Origin of the sequence: Dyadobacter fermentans DSM 18053 (assembly GCF_000023125.1) — a bacterium.
Taxonomy (GTDB): Bacteria; Bacteroidota; Bacteroidia; order Cytophagales; family Spirosomataceae; genus Dyadobacter; species Dyadobacter fermentans.
On the sequence record NC_013037.1, the window covers coordinates 5,299,706 to 5,326,484 of the forward strand.

Annotated in this window: 21 protein-coding genes; 14 read left to right on the forward strand and 7 right to left on the reverse strand. The window is 50.9% G+C overall.

Going from position 1 to position 26,779, the window contains the following annotated elements; genetic code table 11:
• Positions 1-118 precede the first annotated feature (118 nt).
• From uppS to DFER_RS21875, 5 genes are all read left to right on the forward strand, one after another.
• Positions 119-871 carry an undecaprenyl pyrophosphate synthase gene (gene uppS / locus DFER_RS21855; protein ID WP_015813832.1) on the forward strand — a complete coding sequence of 251 codons (753 nt, stop codon included), beginning with the start codon at positions 119-121 and terminating at the stop codon, positions 869-871.
• 6 nt (positions 872-877) lie between these two features.
• Positions 878-3,475 carry an outer membrane protein assembly factor BamA gene (gene bamA, locus DFER_RS21860; RefSeq protein WP_015813833.1) on the forward strand — a complete coding sequence of 866 codons (2,598 nt, stop codon included), beginning with the start codon at positions 878-880 and terminating at the stop codon, positions 3,473-3,475.
• 54 nt (positions 3,476-3,529) lie between these two features.
• Positions 3,530-4,165: an OmpH/Skp family outer membrane protein gene (locus tag DFER_RS21865; protein WP_015813834.1), complete on the forward strand. Its 636-nt coding sequence runs from the start codon at positions 3,530-3,532 to the stop codon at positions 4,163-4,165.
• A gap of 11 nt (positions 4,166-4,176) precedes the next feature.
• Complete coding sequence (locus DFER_RS21870) at positions 4,177-4,821, forward strand: OmpH/Skp family outer membrane protein (protein WP_015813835.1); 645 nt, start codon at positions 4,177-4,179, stop codon at positions 4,819-4,821.
• Positions 4,822-5,096: 275 nt separating this feature from the next.
• Positions 5,097-6,698: a hypothetical protein gene (locus tag DFER_RS21875; RefSeq protein ID WP_015813836.1), complete on the forward strand. Its 1,602-nt coding sequence runs from the start codon at positions 5,097-5,099 to the stop codon at positions 6,696-6,698.
• Positions 6,699-6,730: 32 nt separating this feature from the next.
• On the opposite strand, the gene DFER_RS21880 is transcribed toward DFER_RS21875, so the two are convergent.
• Positions 6,731-7,453 (reverse strand): lipoprotein signal peptidase, encoded by a 723-nt coding sequence (locus tag DFER_RS21880; RefSeq protein ID WP_015813837.1) that lies wholly within the window; start codon positions 7,451-7,453, stop codon positions 6,731-6,733.
• A gap of 51 nt (positions 7,454-7,504) precedes the next feature.
• Positions 7,505-8,707 (reverse strand): proline dehydrogenase family protein, encoded by a 1,203-nt coding sequence (locus DFER_RS21885; protein WP_015813838.1) that lies wholly within the window; start codon positions 8,705-8,707, stop codon positions 7,505-7,507.
• 188 nt (positions 8,708-8,895) lie between these two features.
• Here DFER_RS21885 and DFER_RS21890 point away from each other — a divergent pair, with 188 nt between their 5' ends.
• On the forward strand, positions 8,896-9,990 hold the full coding sequence (locus DFER_RS21890) for a chorismate mutase (protein ID WP_015813839.1): 1,095 nt from the start codon (positions 8,896-8,898) through the stop codon (positions 9,988-9,990).
• A gap of 69 nt (positions 9,991-10,059) precedes the next feature.
• On the opposite strand, the gene DFER_RS21895 is transcribed toward DFER_RS21890, so the two are convergent.
• Both DFER_RS21895 and DFER_RS21900 read right to left on the reverse strand, forming a co-directional pair.
• Positions 10,060-10,701, reverse strand: coding sequence for an SGNH/GDSL hydrolase family protein (locus DFER_RS21895; RefSeq protein WP_015813840.1), 642 nt, complete (start codon positions 10,699-10,701; stop codon positions 10,060-10,062).
• Complete coding sequence (locus DFER_RS21900) at positions 10,698-11,303, reverse strand: thymidine kinase (protein ID WP_015813841.1); 606 nt, start codon at positions 11,301-11,303, stop codon at positions 10,698-10,700. Before DFER_RS21900 ends, DFER_RS21895 begins: the two co-directional genes overlap by 4 nt.
• Before the next feature lie 103 nt (positions 11,304-11,406).
• On the opposite strand from DFER_RS21900, the gene DFER_RS21905 reads away from it, so the two are divergent.
• Positions 11,407-12,519 carry a DUF8457 domain-containing protein gene (locus DFER_RS21905; RefSeq protein ID WP_015813842.1) on the forward strand — a complete coding sequence of 371 codons (1,113 nt, stop codon included), beginning with the start codon at positions 11,407-11,409 and terminating at the stop codon, positions 12,517-12,519.
• A gap of 58 nt (positions 12,520-12,577) precedes the next feature.
• On the opposite strand, the gene DFER_RS21910 is transcribed toward DFER_RS21905, so the two are convergent.
• Complete coding sequence (locus tag DFER_RS21910) at positions 12,578-13,423, reverse strand: hydroxymethylglutaryl-CoA lyase (protein WP_015813843.1); 846 nt, start codon at positions 13,421-13,423, stop codon at positions 12,578-12,580.
• A 773-nt stretch (positions 13,424-14,196) separates the two neighbouring features.
• Positions 14,197-15,258 (reverse strand): NAD-dependent epimerase/dehydratase family protein, encoded by a 1,062-nt coding sequence (locus DFER_RS21920; RefSeq protein ID WP_015813844.1) that lies wholly within the window; start codon positions 15,256-15,258, stop codon positions 14,197-14,199.
• Positions 15,259-15,498: 240 nt separating this feature from the next.
• On the opposite strand from DFER_RS21920, the gene DFER_RS21925 reads away from it, so the two are divergent.
• The 5 genes from DFER_RS21925 to DFER_RS21945 are packed head-to-tail and all read left to right on the forward strand — an operon-like array spanning position 15,499 to position 23,763.
• The gene (locus DFER_RS21925; RefSeq protein WP_015813845.1) at positions 15,499-16,227 is read left to right on the forward strand and encodes a hypothetical protein; all 729 of its coding nucleotides are present in this window, start codon (positions 15,499-15,501) and stop codon (positions 16,225-16,227) included.
• Positions 16,224-18,995 (forward strand): TonB-dependent receptor, encoded by a 2,772-nt coding sequence (locus tag DFER_RS21930; RefSeq protein ID WP_015813846.1) that lies wholly within the window; start codon positions 16,224-16,226, stop codon positions 18,993-18,995. The genes DFER_RS21925 and DFER_RS21930 overlap by 4 nt, the downstream gene beginning before the upstream one ends.
• 14 nt (positions 18,996-19,009) lie before the next feature.
• On the forward strand, positions 19,010-20,140 hold the full coding sequence (locus DFER_RS21935; RefSeq protein WP_015813847.1) for a DUF4249 domain-containing protein: 1,131 nt from the start codon (positions 19,010-19,012) through the stop codon (positions 20,138-20,140).
• Positions 20,141-20,161: 21 nt separating this feature from the next.
• Positions 20,162-21,343 carry a DUF4249 domain-containing protein gene (locus DFER_RS21940; protein ID WP_229206077.1) on the forward strand — a complete coding sequence of 394 codons (1,182 nt, stop codon included), beginning with the start codon at positions 20,162-20,164 and terminating at the stop codon, positions 21,341-21,343.
• Between the two features lie 23 nt (positions 21,344-21,366).
• On the forward strand, positions 21,367-23,763 hold the full coding sequence (locus tag DFER_RS21945; protein WP_015813849.1) for a hypothetical protein: 2,397 nt from the start codon (positions 21,367-21,369) through the stop codon (positions 23,761-23,763).
• Here the strand turns inward: DFER_RS21945 and DFER_RS21950 are convergent.
• Positions 23,760-24,221, reverse strand: a complete 462-nt coding sequence (locus DFER_RS21950) for an Lrp/AsnC family transcriptional regulator (protein ID WP_015813850.1) — start codon at positions 24,219-24,221, stop codon at positions 23,760-23,762. The two genes, DFER_RS21945 and DFER_RS21950, sit on opposite strands and share 4 nt — an antisense overlap.
• A gap of 171 nt (positions 24,222-24,392) precedes the next feature.
• Between DFER_RS21950 and DFER_RS21955 the strand changes: the two genes are divergently transcribed.
• Positions 24,393-25,343, forward strand: a complete 951-nt coding sequence (locus tag DFER_RS21955) for an NAD-dependent epimerase/dehydratase family protein (protein WP_015813851.1) — start codon at positions 24,393-24,395, stop codon at positions 25,341-25,343.
• Between the two features lie 201 nt (positions 25,344-25,544).
• Positions 25,545-26,732: a glycine C-acetyltransferase gene (gene kbl, locus DFER_RS21960; RefSeq protein WP_015813852.1), complete on the forward strand. Its 1,188-nt coding sequence runs from the start codon at positions 25,545-25,547 to the stop codon at positions 26,730-26,732.
• Positions 26,733-26,779 lie beyond the last annotated feature (47 nt).

A 26,779-nucleotide genomic window follows, 5' to 3' on the forward strand; every position in this document is an offset into this window, starting at 1 on the left:
TTACCGGTAATGAGATTCCTGAATAGCCCGGAGCGGCTTCCGATCATTCACCGATGACAAGGCGCTTCGAAAATGTTGTTTTTGTTTTGTTAAAAAAGGTTAAAAGGAGTCAGGATTAATGAAGGAGCTCATTGATACGGGCAATCTGCCCAAACACATAGCCGTTATCATGGACGGTAACGGACGATGGGCCCAGAATCAGGGAGCAGCGCGTGTGTTTGGCCATCGCAATGCGATCAAGGCGGTAAGGGAAGTGACGGAAGGATGTGCGGAGCTCGGGGTTTCTTTTCTGACATTGTATGCTTTTTCAACGGAAAACTGGGCACGCCCGGAATTTGAAGTGAGGGCGCTGATGGAGCTGCTCGTGCAGTCGATCGGTAACGAGCTGCCGACGATGATGAAGAACAATGTGAAGCTCGATACGATCGGTGATACGGCGAGCTTGCCGCGCAGCTGCCAGAACCAGCTTGCGAAAGCGATTGCAGAGACACGCAACAATACCGGCCTGAATCTCATCCTGGCATTGGGTTACAGCGGCAAATGGGATATTACCCAGGCCGCACGCAAACTCGCCGAAGATGTACGCAACGGCGTTTTGCTGCCCGAAGAAATAAATGAAGAAATGGTGGCAGGCAACCTGTCGACGGAGCACCGCCCGGAGGTGGACCTGATGCTGCGGACAGGCGGCGACCACCGGATCAGCAACTTCCTGCTTTGGCAGCTGGCATATTCTGAACTGTATTTTTATGAAGATCTTTTCTGGCCCGATTTCCGCCGGGAACACTTGTACGAGGCGATACTTTCCTATCAGAACCGCGAAAGGCGCTTCGGCAAAACGGGTGAACAAATCAAAGCGAATGGTGCTAAGTAGAATTATATGAACCCAGTGAAAAATTTGAATAAATCATTAGCACATCTCAAAGGTCTTTCTGCATTAATCCTTTTGTGCTGCTGCTTTTCGGTACAGGCGCAGCGTGTAGGCCTTGGCGGCGCGAAACCGGCCGCCGCCCCGACCAACCTCGGCATCGACCCGGCCAATCCCAAAGAATACACGATCGCGGAAGTGACCGTTTCGGGTACGCAGTTCCTTGATCCCAACTCGATGATCTCCATTTCCGGCCTCAAACCCGGCGACAAGATCCGCATTCCGGGGCCGGCTGTGACGTCGTCTATCAAAAAAATGATGGATTTCGGAACGCTGGACGATGTCGAGATCATGGCTACCAAAATCGAAGGCGAAAAAGTATGGTTGAACATCCATATCAAGGAGCGTCCGCGGCTTTACAAGGTATCTTTCACGGGTATCCGCAAAGGCGAGCGCGAAACGCTGAACGACAAGGTGAAGCTTATCAAAGGCCGCGTGATCACGCCGACGATCATTAAAAACACGCAGCTGGTTATCAAGAAGTATTATCAGGACAAGGGTTTTTATAATACAAAGGTAAAAGTCCTTCAGATCCCCGATTCGACCCGCGGCCAGGCTACTTTGAATTTTGCTATTACAAAGGGCAAAAAGGTTAAGATCCAAAAAATCAATATCGAAGGAAATACGGCTATCAGCGACAAAACGCTGAAACGCAAAATGAAAGGCACGAAGCAGCGTCGCATCGGCCGCCTTTTTAACCCTTCGAAATACATTCCTAAAAAATACGAAGAGGACAAGGAGAAACTCATCGCTTACTACCGCAAAAACGGTTACCGCGATGCCGTGATCGAATTTGATACCATTCGGAATGACGATGAGACGATCAGCATCGACATGAAAATCGAAGAAGGTCAGAAATACTATTATCGGAACATTACGTGGTCGGGTAACTATTTGTATACCTCGCAATACCTGAGCGATCGCCTCGGAGTGAAGAAGGGCGACGTGTATAACCCGGAAGAACTCGATAAGAAGATCAACGGTATCCCGGGATCGGACGTGAGCTCGATTTACATGGACGACGGTTACCTCTACTTCCACATCGAACCGACCGAAAGAGCCGTTGAAGGCGACTCGATCGACGTAGAACTGCGTATGTTCGAAGGGAAACAGGCGACCATCAACCGCATTCTCCTGAACGGTAACACCAAAACCAGCGACCGCGTGGTATTGCGCGAACTCTTCACGTTGCCGGGACAGAAATTCAGTAAAACGGAGATTATCAACACCCAGCGTCAGCTGTCGCAAATGGGTTATTTCGATCCTGAAAAGATCCAGATCAACCCGATCCCTAACCAGGCCGACGGTACGGTGGACATTGAATACACCGTGGAAGAAAAGCCATCCGACCAGATCGAGCTTTCAGGTGGCTGGGGCGGTTACATCGGATTCGTGGGAACGCTTGGATTGGTTTTCAATAACTTCTCCATTAAAAACATCCCTAACCGCGAAACATGGCGCCCATTGCCATCCGGCGACGGGCAGAAGCTTTCGTTGCGCTTCCAGGCCAACGGTAAGCAGTACCAGACTTATTCGTTGTCGTTCAGCGAACCGTGGCTAGGCGGTAAAAAGCCGATCAACTTCGGGGTATCTTTCCAACGTACGGTTTACCGGATGACCGACCTTAGCTCTTATTATGGCTACAACACGAGTGGCGGCGGCGGACGGGTAAGCTATCGCGGCGGTTACTACAACAACGGTATCACGCTTTCGCTCGGTCGCCGTTTGAAAGAGCCGGACCGCAACCTTGTGATGACGCATTCGCTATCTTACCAGCGTTACCGTCTCGACAGCCTCGACATTTTCCGGATTGGTTACAGCAAGGGAGTTTCAAACAACATTTCGTTTAATACAACCATTTCGCGGAACACATTGAGTGATTTCCAATTCCCGAGAAGCGGTAGTAACATCTCATTAAGCGCCACTTTCACACCACCTTATTCGGTGTTCAGAAAGAAAGCGTTTTCAGACAAAACCGATACTTACCGCTGGGTTGAATACCATAAATGGATGTTCGATGCGAGCTACTACGCAACAATCGTGGGCAAGCTGGTGCTGAGCACCCGGGCGCACATGGGTTTCCTTGGCGCGTACGGAGACAAGGTAGGTTACAGCCCGTTCGGTCGCTTTATTCTCGGCGGTTCGGGGCTCGCGGGCCAGGGTACATTCTCGCTGGCTGACCAGGACATTGTCGGTTTGCGTGGTTACCAGGATCAGAAGGTTGGTCCATTGGCTGCTAACGGTTATCCGGCGTCGGGTGGTGGTATTGTTTATAACAAATATGTGATGGAGCTCCGGTACCCGGTATCGCTCAACCCACAGGCGACGATCTTCGTGCTCGGTTTTGCGGAAGGTGGTAACAACTGGGGTACTTACAACGAGTTCAATCCATTCGACTTGAAACGCTCTGCGGGCGTAGGCGCGCGGATTTTCATGCCGGCTTTCGGTCTTCTAGGTATCGACTGGGGTTATGGATTCGACAAAATTCAGGGACAAAATACGAGGAGCGGTCCTCAGTTCCACTTTACGATCGGTCAGCAGATCAGATAATATTCTGGCGGGAACATTCGTTAAGAGGTTTGCAAATTATATTAGCAGCTTGGCATGAAGAAGATCTTTATTTTACTAGTTTTGTCAATTCTATGCAATTCAGCACTATATGCCCAGAAGATCGGGTATACGGACATGGAGTTCATCACCAGTAAAATGCCCGAATACCAGGCCGCGCAGACAGAGATGAAGAAATTCTCTGACAAATGGGCTAAGGAAATTCAGGACAAGTTTTCGGAGATCGACCGCATGCAGCGTGCTTATATGGCGGAGGAAATCTTGCTGACGGACGAACTGAAACGGAAGAGGCAGGGCGAAATCAAAGAGAAGGAGCTCGAAGCCGGAGAGTACAACAGCAAGATATTCGGGGTGGAAGGCCTGATGTTCCAGAAGAAGAAGGAACTGATGAAGCCGGTGCTCGAAAAAGTGCAGCGCGCAGTGACCAAAGTGTGCAGTCAGCGAAGGCTCGATTTTATGTTTGATAAATCCAGCGACATTGGCATGCTCTACACCAATCCGAAACACGATTATTCGGATTATGTGATGGAGGAACTCGGGATCGATCCGAAGGCCAACAAAGCAGGAAGCAATGATAAAACCGGCAAAGCCGACCCTGCGGCCCAGCAACAGTCAGCCGCGCCTGCCGCGAACTCACCAAAACAAAAAAGTACAAACAGTAAACTTAAATAAGTAACAAAGCAATGAAACAAAAATTGATGGCAATTCTGGTCGTGATGACCATTATCACCACCCCTCTTTTAGCCCAGACCACCCCGGCAGGCGGGCCAACTAAGATCGGTTATACTAACGTTGACTATATAATCGGCAAATTGCCAGAGGCAAAAGTGATGCAAAACCAGCTGGAAGTAACCAAAGCTCAGCTGGACAAAGCCATCGGGGAAACTTATAAAGAGGCTCAGGAGAAATACGAAGCATATCAGAAAAACGGTGCGAACATGACCGACGTCATCCGTGCCGACAAAGAAAAAGAGCTTCAAAACCTCTCAACGCGCATCGAAGAAATGCGTAACAATGCGCAGACTTCCCTGCAAACAAAACAGCAGCAGCTGCTCGAACCGATCCTGACGAAGGTGAACAATGCGATCCAGGAAGTAGGTAAAGAAGCTGGTTTCCTCTACATCCTGAACATGGATGCAGGTGCAGGAACTACGCCGATCATCCTTTTCGCGGCATCGGAAGAAAACAATGCAACTAACCTGATCCTTCGTAAACTGGGTGTTGATCCCGACAAAGTAGAAGCAGCAGCACCGGCCGCTACCACACCGGCAGCGAAACCAGCTACAACACCTGCTACCACTCCGGCCACTACCCCGAAGAAAAAATAAGGTAAATATTGAACTTTAAAAACCGGAGCGCAGTCTTAAAAAGGATTGCGCTCCGGTTTTTGCTTTGAGCGTCGGAAGGATTTAGACTTGATTTTATCATAATCCTGCATTGTGCCTGGTATTCGAAAAGTACAAACTAACGCAGCGCCGGTAACGACGTTTTCGAGGGTTTTAAATTTGCAAGTATTCGCAGGGCATTCTATACAGGATTTACTAGTTTTGCGTTAAGATCAAAGTATTCTTTCACCCATGGAATTAATTATATTTTTGATGTCATGCTAACAAGAAAAATTCATAAAATACTGATACTCCTGATACCCGTGTTGTTTGCGTTGAGGGTGCAGGGGCAGGATAATATGAAGGATAAAACTTCAACCGGCCCGTTGCAGCTGGTATTCCCTGCGGAAGCCGAATGGAACGTCCTGTATGAAGGCAAAGAGATCAACTTTCATTTACAGGCAAAAGGCGGGAAGAGTGATTCGGTAAGGTACACGGTGCAGAGCGGCCTGGCGAAGGATATGAAATTTGATTCGACCGGCCATTTCATATGGACGCCCGGATTTGATGTGGCCGACCGCATTAATACCACCAAATCGTTCCCGATCGTATTTGAAGCCCAGAATAATGCCGGCGAAACCGTATCGCGTGAGGTCGTTTTCAAAGTAAACCACGTGAACAGGCCGCCGCAAGTCGACGAGCTGCAACCATTCTACGTACAGTACAAGACGCAAAACGTGTATAAGATCGATATGGGTGCCGTGCGCGACCCTGACGGCGATCCGATCGTGTTCGTGCCGATCCTCGAAGAAATGCCGGAAGGAATGAAACTGTCGGCGGCGGGGGAGATTACCTGGGACCCGTCGGTAACGCAGTTTGGCATCCTCAAAAAGGGTGCTCGTTACATGGAGTTTTATGTGGAGGACCAGCCGTCCAAAGCGCGCACCAAAGGCCGTTTGAAGCTCGATATCACACAAATGGACCTGGCGCCGGATTTCACCATTATTCCGCAGCAGTCGGTGATCCGCAGCGCGGAGAACAACCGCATTAACCTCCGCTTTTCACTTTCCGACCCGAATGGCGAAGACGATATTACTGCCTTCAACTTCATTTCCGAAAACAAAAAGGTACCGCAAAGCGCATTGGTGAAGAACACGCCTACCAGCTACGAATTCATCTGGGAGCCGGGTTATGATTTTGTGAAAGACCCATTTGATACGCTGGCGTTCAATATCACGTTTTACGTGCTCGATAAGGCTCAGAACAAAAAGGAACGCTCTGTGAGATTTGTAATCAAAAACACCGTTGACGAAAGCCTGCGCGACACCTACGTGTACAACCTGTACAGAGGCGCGCTCGTGAATGCGTGGGGACTGATCGAACAAATGACCGAAAAGGAAGGGCAATTGAAAAAGGCCTACTCCCGCGCCAAGAAAGGTAAGCGCAGCAGATCATTGCTTAATGCTTCGCTCGGCGCGACCACCGGTCTGGCCCCGGTAATTGCCAAATCGAACCAGGATACTCGCGGCTATATTACCACCATCGGCGGAACGACTGTTGCAACAGTAGGTACGCTGGAAGCAACCGAGGTAATCGGAAAGTCGGTCAATGGCTTGCTCGATCGTTTTAACTATGTTATGCAGAAGAAAAACGAGCTGCAAAACAAAGGCGACGTGTTTGCACGTGAATACGGCCAGAAATCATCCCGCCGCCAGCCCGATTTTATCAAAAAGCTCGACGAATTCAAAGCATTGATGAACCTCAGCGGCCTTGTGGCATTGGAACTCGATGCGAACTGGGAAAACAAGAAGGAGGCGACCGACGCAGCGATTAAAAAGACCTTTAAAGACTTTGTCCCCTACACTAAGGACGAGAATTGATTGACAAATAAGCCAGATAACAAAAAAGAGAGCTAGATGCTCTCTTTTTTGTTATCGTCCTCTTCGCTAGCAGCAGCAGGCGTGTCGTCGCGCTTTTCTCCATCCTCGATCTCTCCGTCCTTTCTTTCTCCATCCTCCTTTTCTTCATGTTCTCCTTCCTCCGGCTCAGGAGCATGTGACTGGAAACTTCCCTGGAAGATCAGGATGCTGCACACGCCGAGGAAAATGCAGGAATCGGCAATGTTGAAGATCGGGGTCGAGTAATACTGTCCGCCCCATATCGGCACCCAGTCGGGAATGAAACCTTCCCAGAAATCGACGAAAATCATGTCGATCACCTGGCCGTGAAACCACGGGGTGGGAGAGCCATAGGGGGCATTGCCGAGGAACACGCCGTAGAATGTACTGTCGATCACGTTGCCGACCGCGCCGGCGAGTATCATCGCTAATGCCCAAAGCAGCCCTTTGGAAGCCCCGGCGCGGGCAAGGTGGATCATATAGCCGCCAATCGCGACCATCGCCACGAGGCGGAACAATGTCAGGAACAATTTACCATATTCATGGCCCAGCTGCATGCCGAAAGCCATGCCGGGATTGAGCACATAATGCAGTTTCAGCCAATCCCCGATGAGCGCGATCTGCCCCGAAAAGCCGGGTTGCATGTATTTATGAACCAGAAGTTTGGAAGCCTGATCAATGATGATAAGGAGTATGCTTAAAAGTAGGTAAGGCGCTGGATTTCTGGATTGGTTCATTCGGTTTTTAATACAATTGACAAAATTCGGAATGCGAAAGTAATAACTTACTTATAAAGAACCGATTCCTCTTCTCTTCAATTCGCTTTTCACCAGCAAAAACTCCCGGCTGCTCTGGCCGGCAATGGACGTGTTTTCCTCGGCACGGCGGATGAGATAGGGCAGGACGGCATTAATGGGTCCGTAGGGCACGTATTTAGCCACATTATAGCCAGCTTTTGACAGGTTGTACGAAATGTTATCGCTCATGCCGAGGAGCTGGGCAAACCATATCCGGTCGTCGTTGCGGGCGAGGCCGAGCTTCTGCATTTTCAAGGCGCAGTACTGCGAGCTGTATTCGTTGTGCGTGCCGAGGCAAATGGAAACGTGCTCGATGCGGTCGAGGCAGAAGTCGATGGCCAGGTTATAGTCTGCGTCCGTGGCTTCTTTGGAGGTATGAATGGGGTTGAAATACTCCTGTTCCCGCGCGCGAAGCCGCTCCTTTTCCATATAGGCCCCGCGGACGAGCTTGCCGCCGAGGAAATAGCCTTTCTGGCGGGCGGTCAGGAATGCGCTTTTCAATGCTTCGAGCGTTTCGTGGCGGTAGAGCTGGTAAGTGTTGTACACGATGGGCTTCTCACGGTTGAACTGCTGCATCATTTCATACGCCAGGTCGTCGATCACGCCCTGTATCCAGCTTTCTTCGGCATCGATGAAGATCCTCACATTATGCTCGTATGCATGTGCGCACAGGCGTTGCACGCGCTGGCGTGCCCGCTCGAAGGTTGCTTTTTCATCGTCCGACAGCTCATCCTTGCGCTGGACCTTTTCGAGGAGCTCAGACGAGGCCACGCCTGTGATTTTAAACACGGAAAAAGGAATGGTATCCGAGCCGGTCGCCTTGTCGATCGTTTTGAGGATCTCGGCCGTGGTTGCGTCGAAACTGGCTTCTTTATCTTCGCCTTCAACGGAATAATCCAGAATCGTGCCGATGCCGGAGTTGCGCAGGGATACGATGGTAGCGTCACACTCGTTAATCGTCTCACCGCCACAGAATTGTTCAAAAATCGTGACCCGAATGAGATTTTTTATAGGTAAGTTAAGTTTTAGTGCAAGCTTTATAAAAAAAGTGCCTAAATTTACCACTCGAGCCTGATTCATAAGGCTGAATAGCCAGTATGTCTTCCTTAGTTTAGCGTCTGATTTGGAGGCGAAGGCAACGGAAGTATCTTCAAAAAATACAGGTATTTGGTCGTTTGGTGACGGATATGCCATTTTTGATGTACGTTTTTCCTGAGTAACTGTTTAACAATTCATTACCGAACCACAGGAAGAAAGTAATACGCATTAAGAAGTTGATTGACTTTAATGGGGTCAAATGTACGGGCAATCGAAGAAATACGCATAATACCGGATCAAAATATTACAATTATCAATTTTTTATTAAGGACAAGTTTTTGAGTATGAATGCTTCTTTAGATATCCTACCGCTTAGCAGTTGGATCAATACCGAAGGAAAGCCTTTGGTAATCGCCGGGCCTTGCAGCGCAGAGACCGAGGAACAAATGTTAGAAACCGCAACCCAGATCAAAGAGGAAGGATTTGCGCACGTAATCCGTGCAGGGGTGTGGAAACCGAGAACTCGTCCAGGCAGCTTTGAAGGCATGGGAGAGGCAGCTTTGCCATGGTTGCAAGCGGTGAAACAGCAAACAGGCCTGCCTGTGGCTGTGGAAGTAGCTACGCCTCAGCACATCGAGCTGGCATTGAAATACGGCGTTGATATCCTTTGGGTTGGTGCACGTACCACCGTGAACCCGTTCAACGTACAGGAACTTGCTGACGCCCTGAAAGGAATTGATGTACCTGTATTGGTTAAAAACCCTGTGAACCCCGACCTGCAACTGTGGGTAGGAGCACTGGAACGTTTGAACCAGGCCGGCGTGAAAAAACTCGGTGCGATCCACCGCGGTTTCTCGAACGCACAAGAGCACAAATTCCGTAACTCTCCAATGTGGAACATCGCGATCGAACTGAAAACGATTTTCCCTCAATTGCCGGTAATCGGTGACCCTAGCCACATGGCTGGAAAGCGTGCTTACCTGTACGAAATCGCTCAGCGCGCGCTTGACCTGCACTACGACGGTCTGATCATCGAATCACACCGCGATCCGGACAAAGCATGGTCTGACGCTGCACAACAGCTAACACCTGCTGCATTGGGACAAATGCTGCACGACCTGCACGTTCGTAAGGAGTCTTACGGCAGCGATTACGCCTCGCAACTGGAAATTATCCGTGGCAAAATCGATAACCTCGACCGCGAACTGCTCGAAACTTTGGCAAACCGCTTTGCCCTGGTTGAGAAACTGGCCGAATACAAACGCGATAACAACGTTGCAGCATATCAAGTTGACCGTTTCCGCGAAGTACTCGAAACCCGCGCTGGTTGGGGTCGCAGCCTGAACCTGTATCCAAACCTGGTGGACGAATTGTTCAAACTCGTTCACATGGAGTCGATCCGCAAGCAAACTGAGGTGATGAACCAGGTGAATGCCTAATCGGAACACCATATAATGAAGAAAGCCGCTCAGCAATGGGCGGCTTTCTTTGTTTTACGTAAATGTATTTCAAATGCCTTTTTCTTTCAAAACCCTGCTGATTTCCCGCGCCCAAATCTCATAGGCTTTGGCATTCAAATGCGTTTTATCGACGGCATATTCAGCCCGCAGGCCGGTCGAGTCTGAAATATATTGGTTTAGATCAATGCTGGTAATGTGGTTTTGGGTACAAAATGAAACCAGAAACGCATTTAACGCATCAACTTCCCTTTTGCTTGAAGGGTCATGCTGCTCGTAGACGGTGAGCGTGACAACCGGCGTAATGCCGTTTTGCATCAGCATTTCAAGCATGGTCCTAAAATTAGCCTGAATTTTTTCCTGGGACACGCCGACGGTAATGTCATTAATGCCGCCTTTGATGAAACAAACCTTAGGATGCAGGTCGATCACGTGTGACCGGATCAGTTGAAGGAAATGATACGTCGCCTGGCCGGGGAGCGCGTTGTTCATCACATCGGTCCGGCCGAGCAGTTCCACCCATTTGCCCTGCGCGGTAATGGAGTTGCCGTACATGACGATCGTCGGGTTGCCTTTCATACGGACGAAACGCTGCGCAATTTTATCACGGTAAATGAAGCCGAATATCAGAAAGGTTGCGATCAGGACCGCATTCAAGGCAAGCGAGAAGCCAAGCAACCTTTGTTTCTTCATCGCGAAAAGAGTTCGGTCGCTTTTTCACCCAGATTGAAACACCTGCGGCAGCGAGCTTCGTAGTGATCCGTCTCGCCGAGCAGCACCCGTTCGTTCGATGGCGACAGCCGGTAGGAATGCGAAGCCACCTCCCCACACACCATGCATACCGCGTGTACTTTGGTGACATATTCCGCAATGGCCATCAACTGCGGCATGCAGCCGAAGGGTTTGCCCATATAATCCATGTCGAGGCCGGCCACGATCACACGCTTGCCCGAATTGGCCAGCTGGTCGCATACGGCCAGAATTCCCTCGTCGAAAAACTGGGCTTCGTCGATGCCCACCACCTCGCAATCCTGCGCCAGGTCTGATATTTGCTGCGAAGATTGTACGGGTATCGAGGGGATCGAATTGTCATTATGAGAAACAATGTTCTCTTCGTGGTATCGTTTATCAAGCGCAGGTTTGAAAATCTGAATCCTTTGCCGGGCAATTCTGGCACGGTTGAGCAGGCGGATCAGTTCTTCGGTTTTGCCGGAAAACATCGAGCCGCAAATGACTTCGATCCAGCCGGTACGAGGATTTTGGAATTCTCTTCTGTGAGATGGTTCTACAAACATACTTTGGTGCCGAACCGACCCATTGAAAGGTCGATTTTTATTTTATATTTACAAATCAAACATATTTTTCCCAACACTACGTTACCAAAAGCGCTTATTCGTTATGCCGGATAATCTGAATTCAATCGCACTCAACCAGTACTCCGCACGGTTCACAACAACAGTTCTGAACGATGTGTACAGGTCGCAGGACGTCGTTACCGGTGCCGGATTATTAAAACTGACACCCGTACGACAGGTCAACCTGGGCATTCTCAACCGCCTGTTCGAAGAATGGAAAAACAACGCCGAAGCCTTCCGCAGCCCCTATTTTGATTTTTCCAATGAAGAAGTAAAAAGTGCGCTGGAAGAATTCATGAACACGGCGTCTCAGCACATTGCCGTGAAACGTGCCGACCTCGAACCGCTGCTGTCCGAGTCGGTGAAAGAATCGTTGAAGTTGCTGCTGACCCCTGCCAATTATTTCGAGGACAAGATCAGGGCTGTCGCCGACGCGGAGTTTACCCACGCCAAGGCCGAGCAGCTTTTGAAATATACCCACATTCACCGCGGCATTGCCGACGCATTGCTGGGCCGCCTTACCGACAGCGGTTCCGACTCGGTGTACCAAACACAAGCCGTGAGCTGGTTGTACGAGTTCAAGGACAACGCCGATCTGATCGACGATGTGGACCAGCATTTGCTGCAATTCTCGGAGATTTTCCCGATTAACATTAGCGAGCTGAGAATCCAGGAGTCCGGGAAAGCAGGCCAGCAAGCACACAAGCACGAATCGTTCTTCGACTCGGCGTTCAGTCAGCTTGAACCGAGCACCGCCCGCCCGGTAGCGCCGCGTGCCGAACCAGCTTCGGCGGTGATCAGCGAGATCGTCGCGAAGGCAAATGCACAGCCAACGCCGGAAAAGGACTCGCTCAACAATCGCTTCAAAGTGGATTTGCCGAAACCTTCGGATGATCAATCTTATGGCAGCGTGCCGGTTAGGGTCGAAAACATCGCCGGCAGCATCCCGCTAGGTCAGCGTTTCATGTTTGTAAACCAGCTTTTTGACCGCAACAGCGAGCATTTCGACAAGGCCATTTATGAACTGGACCGTGTGAAAAGCTTCGAAGAGGCCGAAAACCTGATCTGGCATCGCTATGCGTCCAAATATGCGTGGGATGTGAATGGGGAGGCGGTTACCGCATTGCTTGCAATCGTGAAGCGTAAATTTGCCTGATAAAGCATTTCAATACTGATGCAGTGCGCCGGAGCAGTTAGCTTCCGGCGCATTTCTTTTATCCAACGATCTGCTGAAACATCGTTCTGGCTTTCTGCAATTCGTCGGCATCAATAGAAAGCAGCTCCTTTTGTTCTTTGGCAAAATCGATGAGCCGTTCGGTGGGCATGTTGCCTACGAGATCGTCCTGCGCCATCGGGCAGCCTCCATAACCGAACATTGCCCCATCGAAACGGCGGCAGCCTGCGTCGTATGCGGCTTGTATTTTAATGCGCCAGTCGTCGGGCCGCGTATGGAAATGCGCCCCGAATTCCAGTTCGGGATAATGCGGGATCAATGCCGTGAACAGCCAGCCAATGTCGCTCGCCTGCGCTACACCCACGGTATCGGCCAGGGAAAACGTGCTCACACCCAGTTTTGACAGTTTCTCCACCCATTCCATTACAATTTCGGGTGCCCAGGCATCGCCATAAGGGTTTCCAAAACCCATTGAAATGTAAATCACCAGCTCCTTTTGGTGCTTCGTGCATAACCCGGCAATGCGTTTCACACGTTCGAACGATTCCGCAATCGTCGCCTGGGTGTTGCGCATCTGAAATGTTTCCGATATAGAAAATGGATAACCGATCTGCCCGATTTGCCCGAAAGTACACGCATCAGCCGCCCCGCGCTCGTTGGCTACAATGGCCAGCAGGCTCGTGCTGCTGCCGGAAAGATCTAGCCGTTCGGTAACCCAGGCAGTATCCTGCATTTGCGGCATAGCCTTTGGCGAAACGAAACTGCCGAAATCAATGGTCTCAAAACCGACTTTCATCAGCTGGTTCAGGTAAGCCAGCTTGGTTTCCGACGGGATAAAGGGGTGAAAGCCTTGCCAGGCGTCGCGAGGGCATTCGATTAGTTTCATGGGTTTAATTTTGAATGATCGAATGAATGAGTGGGCTGGTTTTAAAAACAAAGACTGCAATCAGGTAGTTCTTGGAAGCTCCGTGATTGCAGTCTTGTTTGCGTATTATTTCGGTTGTTGCATCCCTGACGGGATTTTGGCGTCGTTGTTGAGGCGAGGTAGCTACCAGTATTACATCGCTACGCGATTAGGGAAATATCGCCAGGTCTGTAACGCTGGTATCAAAATTCGCCGGACGAATTAGTTAAATGCCGTTAGGCATGTAGTATCGGTATCAAAATTCGCCGGACGAATTAGTTAAATGCCGTTAGGCATGTAATATCGGTAGCAAAATTCAGCTGGACGATTTAATTAAATGCCGTTAGGCATGTAATATCGGTAGCAAAATTCAGCTGGACGATTTAATTAAATGCCGTCAGGCATGTAATATCGGTAGCAAAATTCAGCTGGACGATTTAATTAAATGCCGTCAGGCATGTAATATCGGTAGCAAAATTCGGCTGGACGAATTATTTAAATGCCGTCAGGCATGTAATATCGGTAGCAAAATTCAGCTGGACGAATTAGTTAAATGCCGTTAGGCATGTAATATCGGTAGCAAAATTCAGCTGGACGATTTAATTAAATGCCGTTCGGCATGTAATATCGGTAGCAAAATTCGGCTGGGCGAATTAATTAAATGCCGTTAGGCATGTAATATCGGTAGCAAAATTCAGCTGGACGATTTAATTAAATGCCGTCAGGCATGTAACAACAATACGCTACCTTTTTCTCTATTTCAAAATCGGAGCGAGGTCCGCTTCGTTTTCGGCTAGCCAGGCGGTGATTTCTTCGACGATCTGGCGGATGCTGATCTTTGGTTCCCAGCCTGTTAATGCCGTCACTTTCGTGTTGTCGGTAACGTACAGGCGGATGTCGGCCGTCCGGTTTTCAGGGACTACTTTGATCGGGATCGTTTTGCCGGTTACTTCCTGGCATATTTTGGTCAATTCCTGCAACGAGGCGCTGCTTTGCAAGCCGCCGCCGGCGTTGAGGATTTCGCCATTTACTTTGTCGAGGTTATGCAGCTGCCAGTCGATAAGATTGTAGAGATCAGCCACGTGCAGCATGTCGCGGATTTGCTTGCCGGTGCCGCCGTAGCCGAAGTAGCCGAGCTGCTGCTCGAAGTAATGTTTAGCGATCCAGAGCACCATCACGCCCTGATCCACCTTGCCCATTTGCCACGGACCGGTGATCACGCCGCAGCGGTTAATGACCGTTTTGAGGTCATAAAACTCATTATATTCTTGGATAATCAGCTCCGAGGCCAGTTTGGTAGTCCCATAAAGCGAGCGGGCGCCGTTCAGCGGGAAATCTTCGGCAATGCCTTTTGATGAAACACCCGGTACCGGCTGCTCATCCGACAATGCAAAGCGCGTCTCTTCTTCCACGAAATTCAATGTCTCGATCGTCTTGATCGGGTACACGCGGCTCGTCGAAAGGAAAATGAAACCTGCTTTGTGCTTCAATGCATAGTTGAGGCAGTTGACCGTGCCTACGAGGTTGGTATTGATCAGGTAATCGGGCGTGCCGTCCAGGCCGGCCAGTACCGAAGGCTCCGCGGAGGCTTCGATCACCGTGTCGACCGCCGGGATTGCGTCGAAATCTTCCTTGTTACGGATGTCGCCGTGCACAAACTCGACGCCCACTTTCTTAAGGCGCGAAATGTTCAGCTCCGAGCCTCTTCTTTTGAGGTTGTCCAGCGCGTAAACCTCGTAATCGGGATAGTTTGTTTTCAGGGCTATGGCCAGCGAAGAGCCAACAAAACCGGCTCCACCGGTGATCAGGATTCTCATAAACAGATAGTGAAATGTGTGGTACGTATAAAAGGCCAAAGTTAGGGGATTCGCCGGAACCGTAGCCGGTACATTAGATAAATAGCATTTGATTCTTTGGTGATTAAATTTAATTAATCGAATAAAATAATTAAATTACATTTGAAGTATGTAACTTATGTTCACTTCTTTAAGTACTAGCCCCGGTACTGCAACAAGTCGACAGCCTTAAAACGTATTGCATTAAAATCAGCTGCGTAGATGCGTATTTTTACCATTGCATTATTGCTTCATGCCCTGTTTTCGGGGAATTTGCATGCCCAGGGCCCTCTCACCGACGCTTCGTCGGCGCGAGAGGTGGCGGCCTATCCGGTATCGCTTTACAAAACCGCCACGTCCATTTCCCAGAATCTTTACAATGGCCGCCAGTATTTCGTGTACGACGCGCGCATGGAGGAACACCAGTTTTTCGAACAGCGCCGGTGGCTCAATGGAATGGTGATCTACGACGGTCAGCAGTTCGACAGCATCCCGATGCTTTACGACATTTTCCGGGACGAGGTGGTGATACGCCATTTCAATGGCGACCATGTGCTTTTGCAAACGGTCAAGATCGATTCGTTTGTGGTCGATAACCACCATTTCGCAAGGCTCGAATCGGGCAGGGAAATCAACCCACAAATGCGGACGGGTTTTTACGACATTATTTACGGCGGCAAATCACGCACGCTGGTGCGGCGGACCAAAACCCGCCAGGAAAAGATCGTCGATAAAAAAGTGATCGCCTATTATCCCGAAAAGAATTTCTACTATGTATTCAAGGATGGCCGGTATCATTCGGTCAACAGCAAGAAATCGGCGCTGGAACTGTTTGCCGACCATAAGCGCGAAATGCGCCGCGTGCTTCGGGAGAATAAGTTGAAATACCGCAAAAACCGTGAAATGGCCATTGTGAAGATGGTAGAAACCTACGACAACCTAGCCAAATGAAGAGACTTCTACCTTTAATCCTTATTTGCTGCTGCCTTTTCATCACCCATTTTTCCTACGGCCAGAAGGCGCCCGAAAGAAAGATCACGATGAAACTCGATTCGGCGCGGTTCGATCAGTTTGTGAAGCAGGTGGAAGAACAGACGGGCTACTACTTCTACTACGACGCTACCCGGTTCGACAGCCTCACGCTCGACCTGAATGTGAACAACCTTTCACTGCGCGAAGTCCTCGATCAGGTTTTCAAAGGCTCCGAATTTGAATACGCCATCGACGCGCAAAAGCGCATTTACGTCACGCACGGGCAGAAAATCATCACACAGCTCACGCCCGGCCTGTTCAACCCCGAGCGCGCCGGTGAAAACGACTCCATTGCCTACGCAGGCCCCGAAAATGACCTGAAAGAAAAGCTCCTCTCGACTGCCGAAAGTAAAGTGCACGAAATAGGGATACGAAAGCACCGCATTACGCCCGGCAACTCCACCATCACCGGTTACGTCAGGAACGCCGTTACCGGTGAGCCGGTCATCGGCGCGGCGATCTTCATTACTTCGCCTTCCATAGGCGTCACCACGGACGCGCTCGGGCGGTACGCACTCACGATCCCGCGCGGGAAACAGTTGGTGCATATCAAAAGCACCGGCATGCGCGAAACGCAGCGACAGGTGATATTGTATTCTGACGGCAAGCTGGACATTGAAATGCGCGAAAGCGTGATCGCCCTCAAAGAAGTGTCGGTGAAGGCGGGAATGGACAAAAACGTGGTAGGTACGCAAATGGGAACCGTGAAATTGACGATCAAAAACCTGAAACAGGTACCGACCGTCTTCGGCGAAACCGACCTCCTGCGAACCGTGCTCACATTGCCGGGTATCAAATCGGTGGGTGAAAACAGTACAGGCCTCAACGTTCGCGGGGGCTCCGTGGACCAAAACCTGATCCAGTATAACGACGCCGTGATCTACAACCCGTCGCACCTTTTTGGCTTCTTTTCCGCATTCAATCCCGATGTATTGAAGGATGTGGAATTGTACAAAAGCACGATCCCGTCGCGGTTCGGCGGCAGGCTGGCATCGGTGCTCGATATCAACAGCCGCGACGGTAACAAGAAGAAATTCGTGGCATCGGGAGGCGTCGGGCTGGTTACCGGGCGTGTTACGCTGGAAGGGCCATTGGTGAAAGACAAGGCTTCGTTTCTGCTCGGAGGGCGCTCTACGTATTCAAACTGGGTGATCCGGGCGCTGGATAATGATACTTACAACCGAAGCTCGGCGTCGTTCTACGATGTGAACCTGCATTTCAATTATGAAATCAATGAAAGAAACAGCCTTTCACTGACCGGCTACACCAGCAGCGACAAGTTCAGGCTGTACGGCGATACGCTGTATTCCTACCAGAACCGGCTGGGCTCCATCAAATGGAAGCACACGTTCAATACGCGGCTTTACGGCATATTCACGGCCGCACATAGCAAATACAACTACGCCATGGAGGCCGAGGGCCTTCCGCTCAACTCCTTTGACCTGAAATTTGATATTAACCAGTCGAATTTCAAGGCGGACTTTACTTATGTGCTGCATCCCAAACACACGCTCGAATTCGGTTTGAGCACGATTTACTATAAACTGCACCCGGGTTCGTTCAAGCCGCGCGGCACCGAGTCGCTCATCAGGCCCGACGAACTTGAAGCCGAGCAGGCCACGGAAAGTGCATTGTACCTGGAAGACAAATGGGAGGTGAGCCCGCGGTTGTCGATTTCAGCTGGTTTACGGTGGTCGATGTTCCAATACCTGGGACCAAAGTTGGTGAACAAGTATCTCCCCGGTTTCCCGATCGACTACATTTACCAGGAAGGTGTGGAAGAATACAAATCAGGCAAGAAGATCAAATCCTACGGCGGGCCTGAATACCGGGCATCGGTGCGGTACAGCATCTTCGATAACCTTTCGCTCAAAGCGAGCTACAACACATTGCGGCAGTACATTCACCTGCTCACCAACACGATGACGGTTTCTCCGACCGACATCTGGAAACTGAGCGATCCGTACATCAAGCCGCAGATCGGCGATCAGCTTTCATTGGGTTTGTACCGGAATTTCAGGGGTAACAAAGTAGAAGTATCGCTCGAAGGTTACTATAAAAACATCCGGAACTTCCTCGATTACAAAGGCGGCGACTCGCTGTTTATGAACCACAACATCGAGGCGGCGGTGATCAACACCAAGGCGAAAGCTTACGGGGTGGAATTCATGATCAAGAAAATGACCGGAAAGCTTAACGGCTGGCTCGGCTACACCTATGCGCGTACACTCTTGCGCGCCGTGGACCGCGACTCGCCCGACGCGCCGAATGGCGGTAATTTTTATCCGAGCAATTACGACAAGCCGCACGATTTTACGCTGATCTCGAATTATCGCTTCTCGCACCGGTTCAGCTTGTCGTTCAACTTTACTTACAGCACCGGCCGGCCCTACACCCCGCCGATTGGAAAATACATTATCGACGGCGCGCAACGCGTGTATTACGCCGATCGTAACCAGTTCCGCATTCCCGATTATTACCGGATGGACCTGGCGATGAACATCGAAGGCAACCACCGCATCAAAAAACTCGCGCACAGTTCCTGGACGCTGGCGGTGTACAATCTGCTCGGGCGCAAAAACCCGACATCGGTGTATTTCCAGACAGTTGCCGGAAGGGTTAACGGTTATCAGCTCTCCATTTTCGGCCAGCCGATACCAACAGTTACTTACAATTTCAGATTCTAAAAGAGGAGCCGGCCATGAGATATTGGTTACTGAAAATAAGCTTTTTTGCATTGCTGCTGACCGTCGACGGCTGTATCGAGCCGTTTTCGCCGCCGGAAGTCAATTCGGACGGGAACTACCTCGTGATCGACGGCTTCCTGAATGTGAGCGGTGCGGATTCGACGCGGATTGAGCTCAGGCGAACGCAGAATATCAACGCAAACACTGGGCCCATCATCGAAACAGGCGCACAGCTGGCAGTGGAAGAGGAGAATGGCGAAACGCTGAACCTCGCCGAAACCGGGAAGGGAGTTTATACGTTTCCGCCGCGACAGTTTAACCGCGCAGGGAAATACCGGTTACGGGTGAAAACGCAAAGCGGGGAGGAATATCTGTCCGAATATGTGGGAGTGAGCATCACCCCGGCCATTGATAGCGTAACCTATAAAGTCGATCCGGTGCTGAATGCGGCTGTTTTTTATGTCAACACGCACGATTCGCAGAACAGAACGCAGTTTTATCGCTGGAAATTCGATGAAACCTGGGAGTATGAGGCCACCTATTACTCGGCCCTCATGGTGCGCAACGACTCAGTAGTGCTTCGTCCGGATAATATCAACAGATGCTGGGGAAAACAACGCTCGGCAAGCATTCTGCTGGGTAGCACGGTCAAATTGAGCAGCGATGTGATCAAGGATTTACCCATTAACCGCGTGCCCATTCCGACTAATAAGCTCTTCATTAAATACAGCATTCTGGTTAAACAATATGGCTTGTCACGCGAGGCATTCGAATACTGGACCGATCTGGCCAAAACCACCCAGTTCACCGGCAGTTTATTCGACGTGCTTCCTTCTCAGGTAACCGGCAATATCCGGAATGTGGCTGACCCCCGTCTGCTGGCGTTTGGATATTTCAGCGCCGCAACGGAAGAAACAACCCGCCTGACGATCTCGCCGAGGCTAGGGCTGTTTCCACGCTGCACCGAGCCTGACACGATCCCGATCCGGTGCTCAACGCGCGACGCGGTGGAATGCGCAGCGAATACTCCGAAGCTGCTTCTGACCTACTGGGGCGCCCGCGCAGATTCTTTACTGGTAGCGGCGCATTCGTGCACCGATTGCCGCTTGCAGGGCGGTACAACCGAAAGGCCTTCCTATTGGTAATCATTTTTTGCATTCATAAACGTGAAAGGACCCGACTTCATCATACAGCTTAAAAAACGCATTCATACCGCAATGTGGCCGCGCGGCAAGTGGGCACCATACGGAATGCTGATCGGCGCCGGCGTGCTCATCAATAGCTGCATCGAGCCGTTTTCACCACCCGAAGTGACCAATCCCGGCACCTACCTCGTTGTAGACGGCTTTTTGAATGTAAGCGGCGATACGAGCACGGTGCTTTTGAGCAACACCCAGCCTGTGAATTCCGAGGAATTAGTGCTGAAAGAGCCCGGCGCGATAGTGAGTGTAGATGCTGAAAATGGTGAAAGTTACGTCTTCCGGGATATGGGCGACGGCACCTACAAGCTGCCGCCTGCGGTGTTCAACCAGGACGCCAGGTACCGCCTGCGTGTGAAGCGCTCCGACGGGCGGGAATATGAATCGGAATACGTGGAAGTGAGCAAAACGCCGCCGATCGACAGCATTACGCATCGTGTGGACCCCAGAAAAAACGCCATGATGATTTATGTAAATGCCCACGACGCAACCAATGCGACGCGCTTTTACAGATGGAGCTTCGAGGAAACCTATGAGTACCGCATGCCCTACTATTCAAGCCTTACGCGCGACTATGAAAACAACCAGATCGTTTCGCGCACGGACAATATCAATGTGTGCTGGCGAACGCTCCGGTCGAGGGATATCAAGCTAGGCTCCACGATCAAGCTCAGCGAGGACATTATCCGCGACGTGCCGGTGAATATCGTCGATATTGCCACCAACAAACTGTATTTCGGCTACACGATCCTCGTCAAACAATACGGACTCACGCGGGAAGCATTTGAATACTGGACGGACCTGGCCAAAACCACCCAAGGTACGGGCAGCCTCTTCGACCCGCAGCCTTCCCAGGTAACGGGCAATATCCATGCAACGGCCGACGCGAAGGAACTGGTCTTCGGCTATTTCAGTGCGGCACAGGAGCAGCGGAAGCGCGTATTTATCGACGAAAGGCTAGGGATGTACCCGCGCTGCCAGGCCCCCGATACGCTTGATTTTAAAGACGCATTCACCGGCTCGGCCGTGCTGCTTTACTATTACATGGGCCAACCGAAGAGCGGTTACCTGGGCACATCCGAATCCTGCGCCGACTGCCGGTCGCAGGGCGGGACCACCACCAGGCCATCATTTTGGAACGAACGATAATATTATTGTCTGGAAAACATACCATGAAACTCAGGACATTCATTTACGGTTTGCTGGCGCTCGCTTTTTTGGGGCCGTCGTATGCGCAGGACGACGCCATGCTCGCATCCATGCAGCAGCGGTTCGGGCTTTACACCGAACGCGCCGTGCAGGAAAAGATGTATGTGCACATCGACAGGCCGTTTTATCTCGTGGGCGAAACCATCTGGTTTAAAGCTTACAACCTCAACGGCAGCACCCACAAGTTCCTCGATTTAAGCAAAATAGCTTACCTGGAAGTGCTGGATAGCGAAAACAATGCCGTAATGCAAACCAAGTTTTCGCTCGTAGACGGCCGGGGAAACGGTGTTGCGCTCATTCCGTCGACGCTCGTGAGCGGGAAGTACAAAGTGCGCTGCTACACCAACTGGATGAAGAATTTCTCCGCAGACAATTATTTCGAAACCCCCATCGCCATTGTGAACCCCTTCGTGCGGTTCGATCCCGACAGGGCCTCGAAAGAGGAAACCCGCTATGACGTACAGTTTTTCCCGGAAGGCGGGCGGCTCGTGAGCGGCATCGAGAGCAAGGTGGCATTCCGGGCAGTCGGCACCGATGGTAAGGGCATTCGTTTCAAGGGCACCATTCTGAACCAGCAGAACGAAACGGTGCGCGAATTTGAGCCGGAAATCAACGGCATCGGCTATTTCACCCTCAAACCGGAAGCAAACAACACCTATAAAGCCGCGATTACCGACAGCCAGGGCAAGCGCTTCGAATACGAATTCCCGAAAGTGGAGCCACAGGGCTTTGTGATGGAGGTAAAAGATTCCACATCGGCGCTTGTGAAAGTGACCGTCACCGCACGGATCGAAAGCGATGATCCCGTGATCGTGTACATGCTCGCGCACACCAGGCAGGCGAATGCGGTATTCGGGAAAAAAGGCGTGGGCAAGGGCAAAGCGGTTTTTTTGCTTGATAAAGCCAAACTGGGCGAAGGCATTTCGCAGATCACGATTTTCAACGACAGGCTGAAACCGGTTTGTGAAAGATTGTATTTCAAACGCCCCACGAAGCAGTTAACGATCGACGCGGAGCTGGGAAAAAGCTTCATTGGGCGCGAAAAAGTGGCTATGAACATTTCGGCCGGCGCGGGACAGGCAGCGTGGAGCAATCTGTCGGTTGCGGTGTATCTCGATGACTCTATTCAATACCAGCCGCAGCAGGACATTCACAACTATTTGTGGCTCACGGCCGATCTTCGCGGGGATGTGGAAAATCCCGCTCATTATTTCCAGAACGTAAACAAGGACACCGATCGGCAGCTCGATAACCTGATGCTTACCCACGGCTGGCGGCGTATGAAATGGGACAAGGTGTTTGGCGGCCAGCTCGTCAGTTTCGAGCATTTGCCCGAGTACGACGGCCATTTTATCCACGCCCGCGTGCTCAACAAAGCCGATGGCAAACCGGCTGTGAACAGGGACGCTTACCTGGCGTCGCTGGATGTGCCGGCCCGTTTGTATGTGGACATGAGCGATAAGGAAGGCCGTGTAAAATTTGAAGTACGGCAGTTCACAGGGCCGAAGGAAATTACATTGCAAACCAACCTGGGAATGGACACGACCTACCGTTTCGAGGTGGCTAACCCGTTCTCCCGCCAGTTTTCGACCAATCCGGTGCCTTCTTTTTACTTTGACAAAACGCTTGAAAACCAACTGCTCGCGCGCTCGATCAACATGCAGACGGCCAATGCCTACCTGCCGAGGGTTTATGCCGAAAAGAAAGCCGTGCTCACCGATTCACTACCATTCTTCGGCATGCCCGACGAGAAATATTTCCTCGACGATTTCACCCGATTCCCCACGATGGAAGAGGTTTTGAGGGAATATGTCAAAGGCATTCTGGTGCGCAGGCGGCAGAAAGAATTCCACCTGCGAATGATTGATAAGCTACTCCCCAACACCTATTACACCACCGACCCGCTGATGCTGCTCGACGGTATCCCGATTTTTGACGCCGACAAAATCATCGAAATGGACCCGCTGAAAGTGAAAAAGATCGAACTGCTCAGCTCGCGGTATTTCCTTGGACCGATGACATTCACCGGCATCGTGAGCTTCTCGACCTACCGCGGCGACCTCGGCGGCTTCGAGCTCGACCCCAAAGTGCTTGTGATGCCTTACGAGGGCGTGCAGGCGCAAAGGGAATTTTATGCGCCGCGGTACGACGGCAATAATGCCAACAGCCGCATCGCCGATTTCCGCAACCTGCTGCATTGGGCGCCCAATGTTACCACCGGCAAAGACGGCAAAGCGACCGTCGAATTCTACACGTCCGACCAGGCCGGCCGTTACCAGGTCGTGATCCAGGGCATTGCAGCGGACGGTACGGCGGGTAGCAAAACGGTTTCGTTCGATGTGAAAAAGCGGCCGCTTTAAATGTAAAACTCCGAGGTGTGCTTGATCTCCTTCAACACGAAGGTGCTGTTGAGCACGCCGATGTTGTCGATTTTGGACAACTTGTATTTCACGAAATCATGATACTCGTCGAGGCTGGCGACGTTGATCTTTAACAGGAAATCGACCTGTCCGGCCATGTGGTAGCATTCCTGCACCTCTTGAAGGTTCTGGATTTCCTGTTCGAACTTCTCGATGAAGGCCTCATTATGGTAGCGCATAGACACCTGACAAATGGTCGTCACGTGCCTGTTGATAAGCTTCTTGTCGAGGATAGCTACATATTGTTTGATATAGCCCAGACTTTCCAGCCTTCTGATCCTTTCATAAACCGGCGACACCGTCAGGTTAAGCATCGTCGCGATTTCCTTCGTCGTTTTTTTTGCATCTTTTTGCAGGATGCGGAGGATTTTGGTATCGATTTTGTCCAACTGTTCCATAGGGCAATAATATTTACTGGTACGACTTATTATAGTAGTCTCAAAAAGTAAATTTTGCTTGAAAATTCAAATAGTGTGGTAATGTTTCCTGCAAAAATGTCCATTTGTTGAAAATAATTTTCGCAAATGGGAAATTGCAAGTGATTTATGCTTTACCCAAATGTTGTTTTTATGAAAACGGACTGCGTTTTAGTAATAGGAGCAAACGGACAGATCGGATCTGTGCTGGTGGAATATCTCAGGGAGATTTACGGACTGGGAAAAGTGGTGGCAACGGACATCCGCATGCCCGAAGTCCCTACCGGGATTTTTGAACAACTCGACGCGACCAATGCCGCTGAAATGGCGGCGATCGTGCGAAAATATGGCGTCACGCAGATTTATCACCTCGCCGCGATCCTCTCGGCAAAAGGCGAACAGGAGCCGCTGCGAACGTGGCACATCAATATGCAGACGTATTTCAATGTGCTGGAAGTAGCGCGTGAAAACGGCGTAAGCAAAGTCTTTTACCCTAGTTCCATTGCCGTTTTTGGTGATCGTGTGGATATTTTGGCCGAGCAATGGTCGTATTTAGATCCGGCAACGGTTTACGGCATCAGCAAGGCGGCGGGCGAGAACTGGTCGAATTATTATTTCAAACGCTACGGCGTCGACATCCGCTCGCTGCGTTATCCGGGCATTATCGGCTACCAGTCGATGCCGGGCGGCGGCACTACCGACTATGCCGTCGATATTTACCACAAAGCAGTGAAGGGCGAAGCATTCGAATGCTTTTTAAAACCCGAAACGACTTTGCCGATGATCTACATCAGCGACGCCATGGACGCCACCGTCCGCCTGATGGAAGCCCCGGCCGAAAAAATCTCCGTGAGGACATCCTATAACCTGGCCGGCATGAGCTTTTCGCCCCTCGAAATCGCGCAAAGCATTCAACAGATAATTCCCGACTTCAACATAACTTACAAACCAGACTTCCGCCAGGCCATCGCCGATTCCTGGCCACAGGAAATCGACGATGCCCAGGCCCGGAAAGACTGGGGCTGGCGCCCAAGCTACTCGCTCGATAAGATGACGGAAGAGATGATCAGCGAGTTGCGGAAGCGTTACCATCTGGTTAGCTGAATTTTGAATGAGTGAATGAGTGAATGAGTGAATGTGGGAATGATTGAATGACCGAATGATTGAATGACCGAATATTTTTTCGGAAGTTCCCACTTCAATTGAATTCCATAAGTTTTTCAATTCACTCATTCACTCATTCACTCAATCATGCATTCACCCATTCACTCATTCAATCATTCAATCATTCAATCATTCATTCCCATGTACGGCAACATTCAGGAACAACTTGCCAGCGAGCTCGAAGCGATCCGTTCGGCGGGGTTATATAAGAAGGAACGCGTGATTACCACGCCGCAGGCTGCGCACATTGCTACTACCGATGGCGCGGATGTGCTTAATTTTTGTGCAAATAATTACCTCGGCCTGTCGTCGCATCCCGATGTGATCCAGGCGGGTATCGATGCGATCCATTCGCATGGCTTCGGTATGTCGTCAGTGCGGTTTATTTGCGGCACGCAGGATATTCATAAGGAGCTGGAACGCAAAACAGCCGAGTTCCTGGGAACCGAAGATTGCATTCTCTACGCAGCGGCTTTTGATGCCAATGGCGGCATTTTCGAGCCGTTGCTGAACGAGCAGGATGCCATCATCTCCGACGAGCTGAACCACGCGTCGATCATCGACGGCGTGCGCCTTTGCAAAGCCAAGCGTTTCCGCTACAAGCATAACGACATGGCCGACCTTGAAAAGCAGCTGCAAGATGCGCAGGGGAGTCGCCGCATTCTGGTGGTGACCGACGGCGTGTTCTCGATGGACGGCACCATCGCCCGCCTTGACCAGATCTGCGATCTCGCCGAGCAATATCAGGCCATGGTAATGATCGACGAGTGCCATGCCACGGGCTTCATGGGCAAAACCGGTCGCGGCACGCATGAGTACCGCAACGTCATGGGCCGCATTGATATCATCACCGGCACCTACGGCAAGGCGTTGGGCGGCGCTTCGGGCGGTTTTACGGCCGCCAAAAAGGAGATTGTCGAGATCCTCCGCCAGCGCTCGCGGCCCTATTTGTTTTCCAATACACTGGCGCCTTCCATCGTAGGCGCGTCCATTAAAGTACTCGATTTACTCACCTCATCCACCGCACTGCGCGACAAGCTGGAACGGAATACGCAATATTTCCGCAAAGCCATGACCGACGCAGGTTTCGACATTCTGCCGGGCGAGCACCCCATTGTCCCCATCATGCTCTATGAAGCTACATTAGCACAGGATTTTGCCGCCAAACTGCTTGCCGAAGGCATTTACGTGATCGGTTTCTTTTATCCTGTTGTGCCGCAGGGTAAGGCGCGCATCCGCGTGCAGATCTCGGCCGGGCACGAGCAGGAAGATCTCGAAAAAGCCGTGGCGGCATTTACCAAAGTAGGTAAGGAGCTGGGTGTGATTTAGAAACCGCATTAAACTAAAACCGATTGTATATCGAAGCCGGCAGCCTT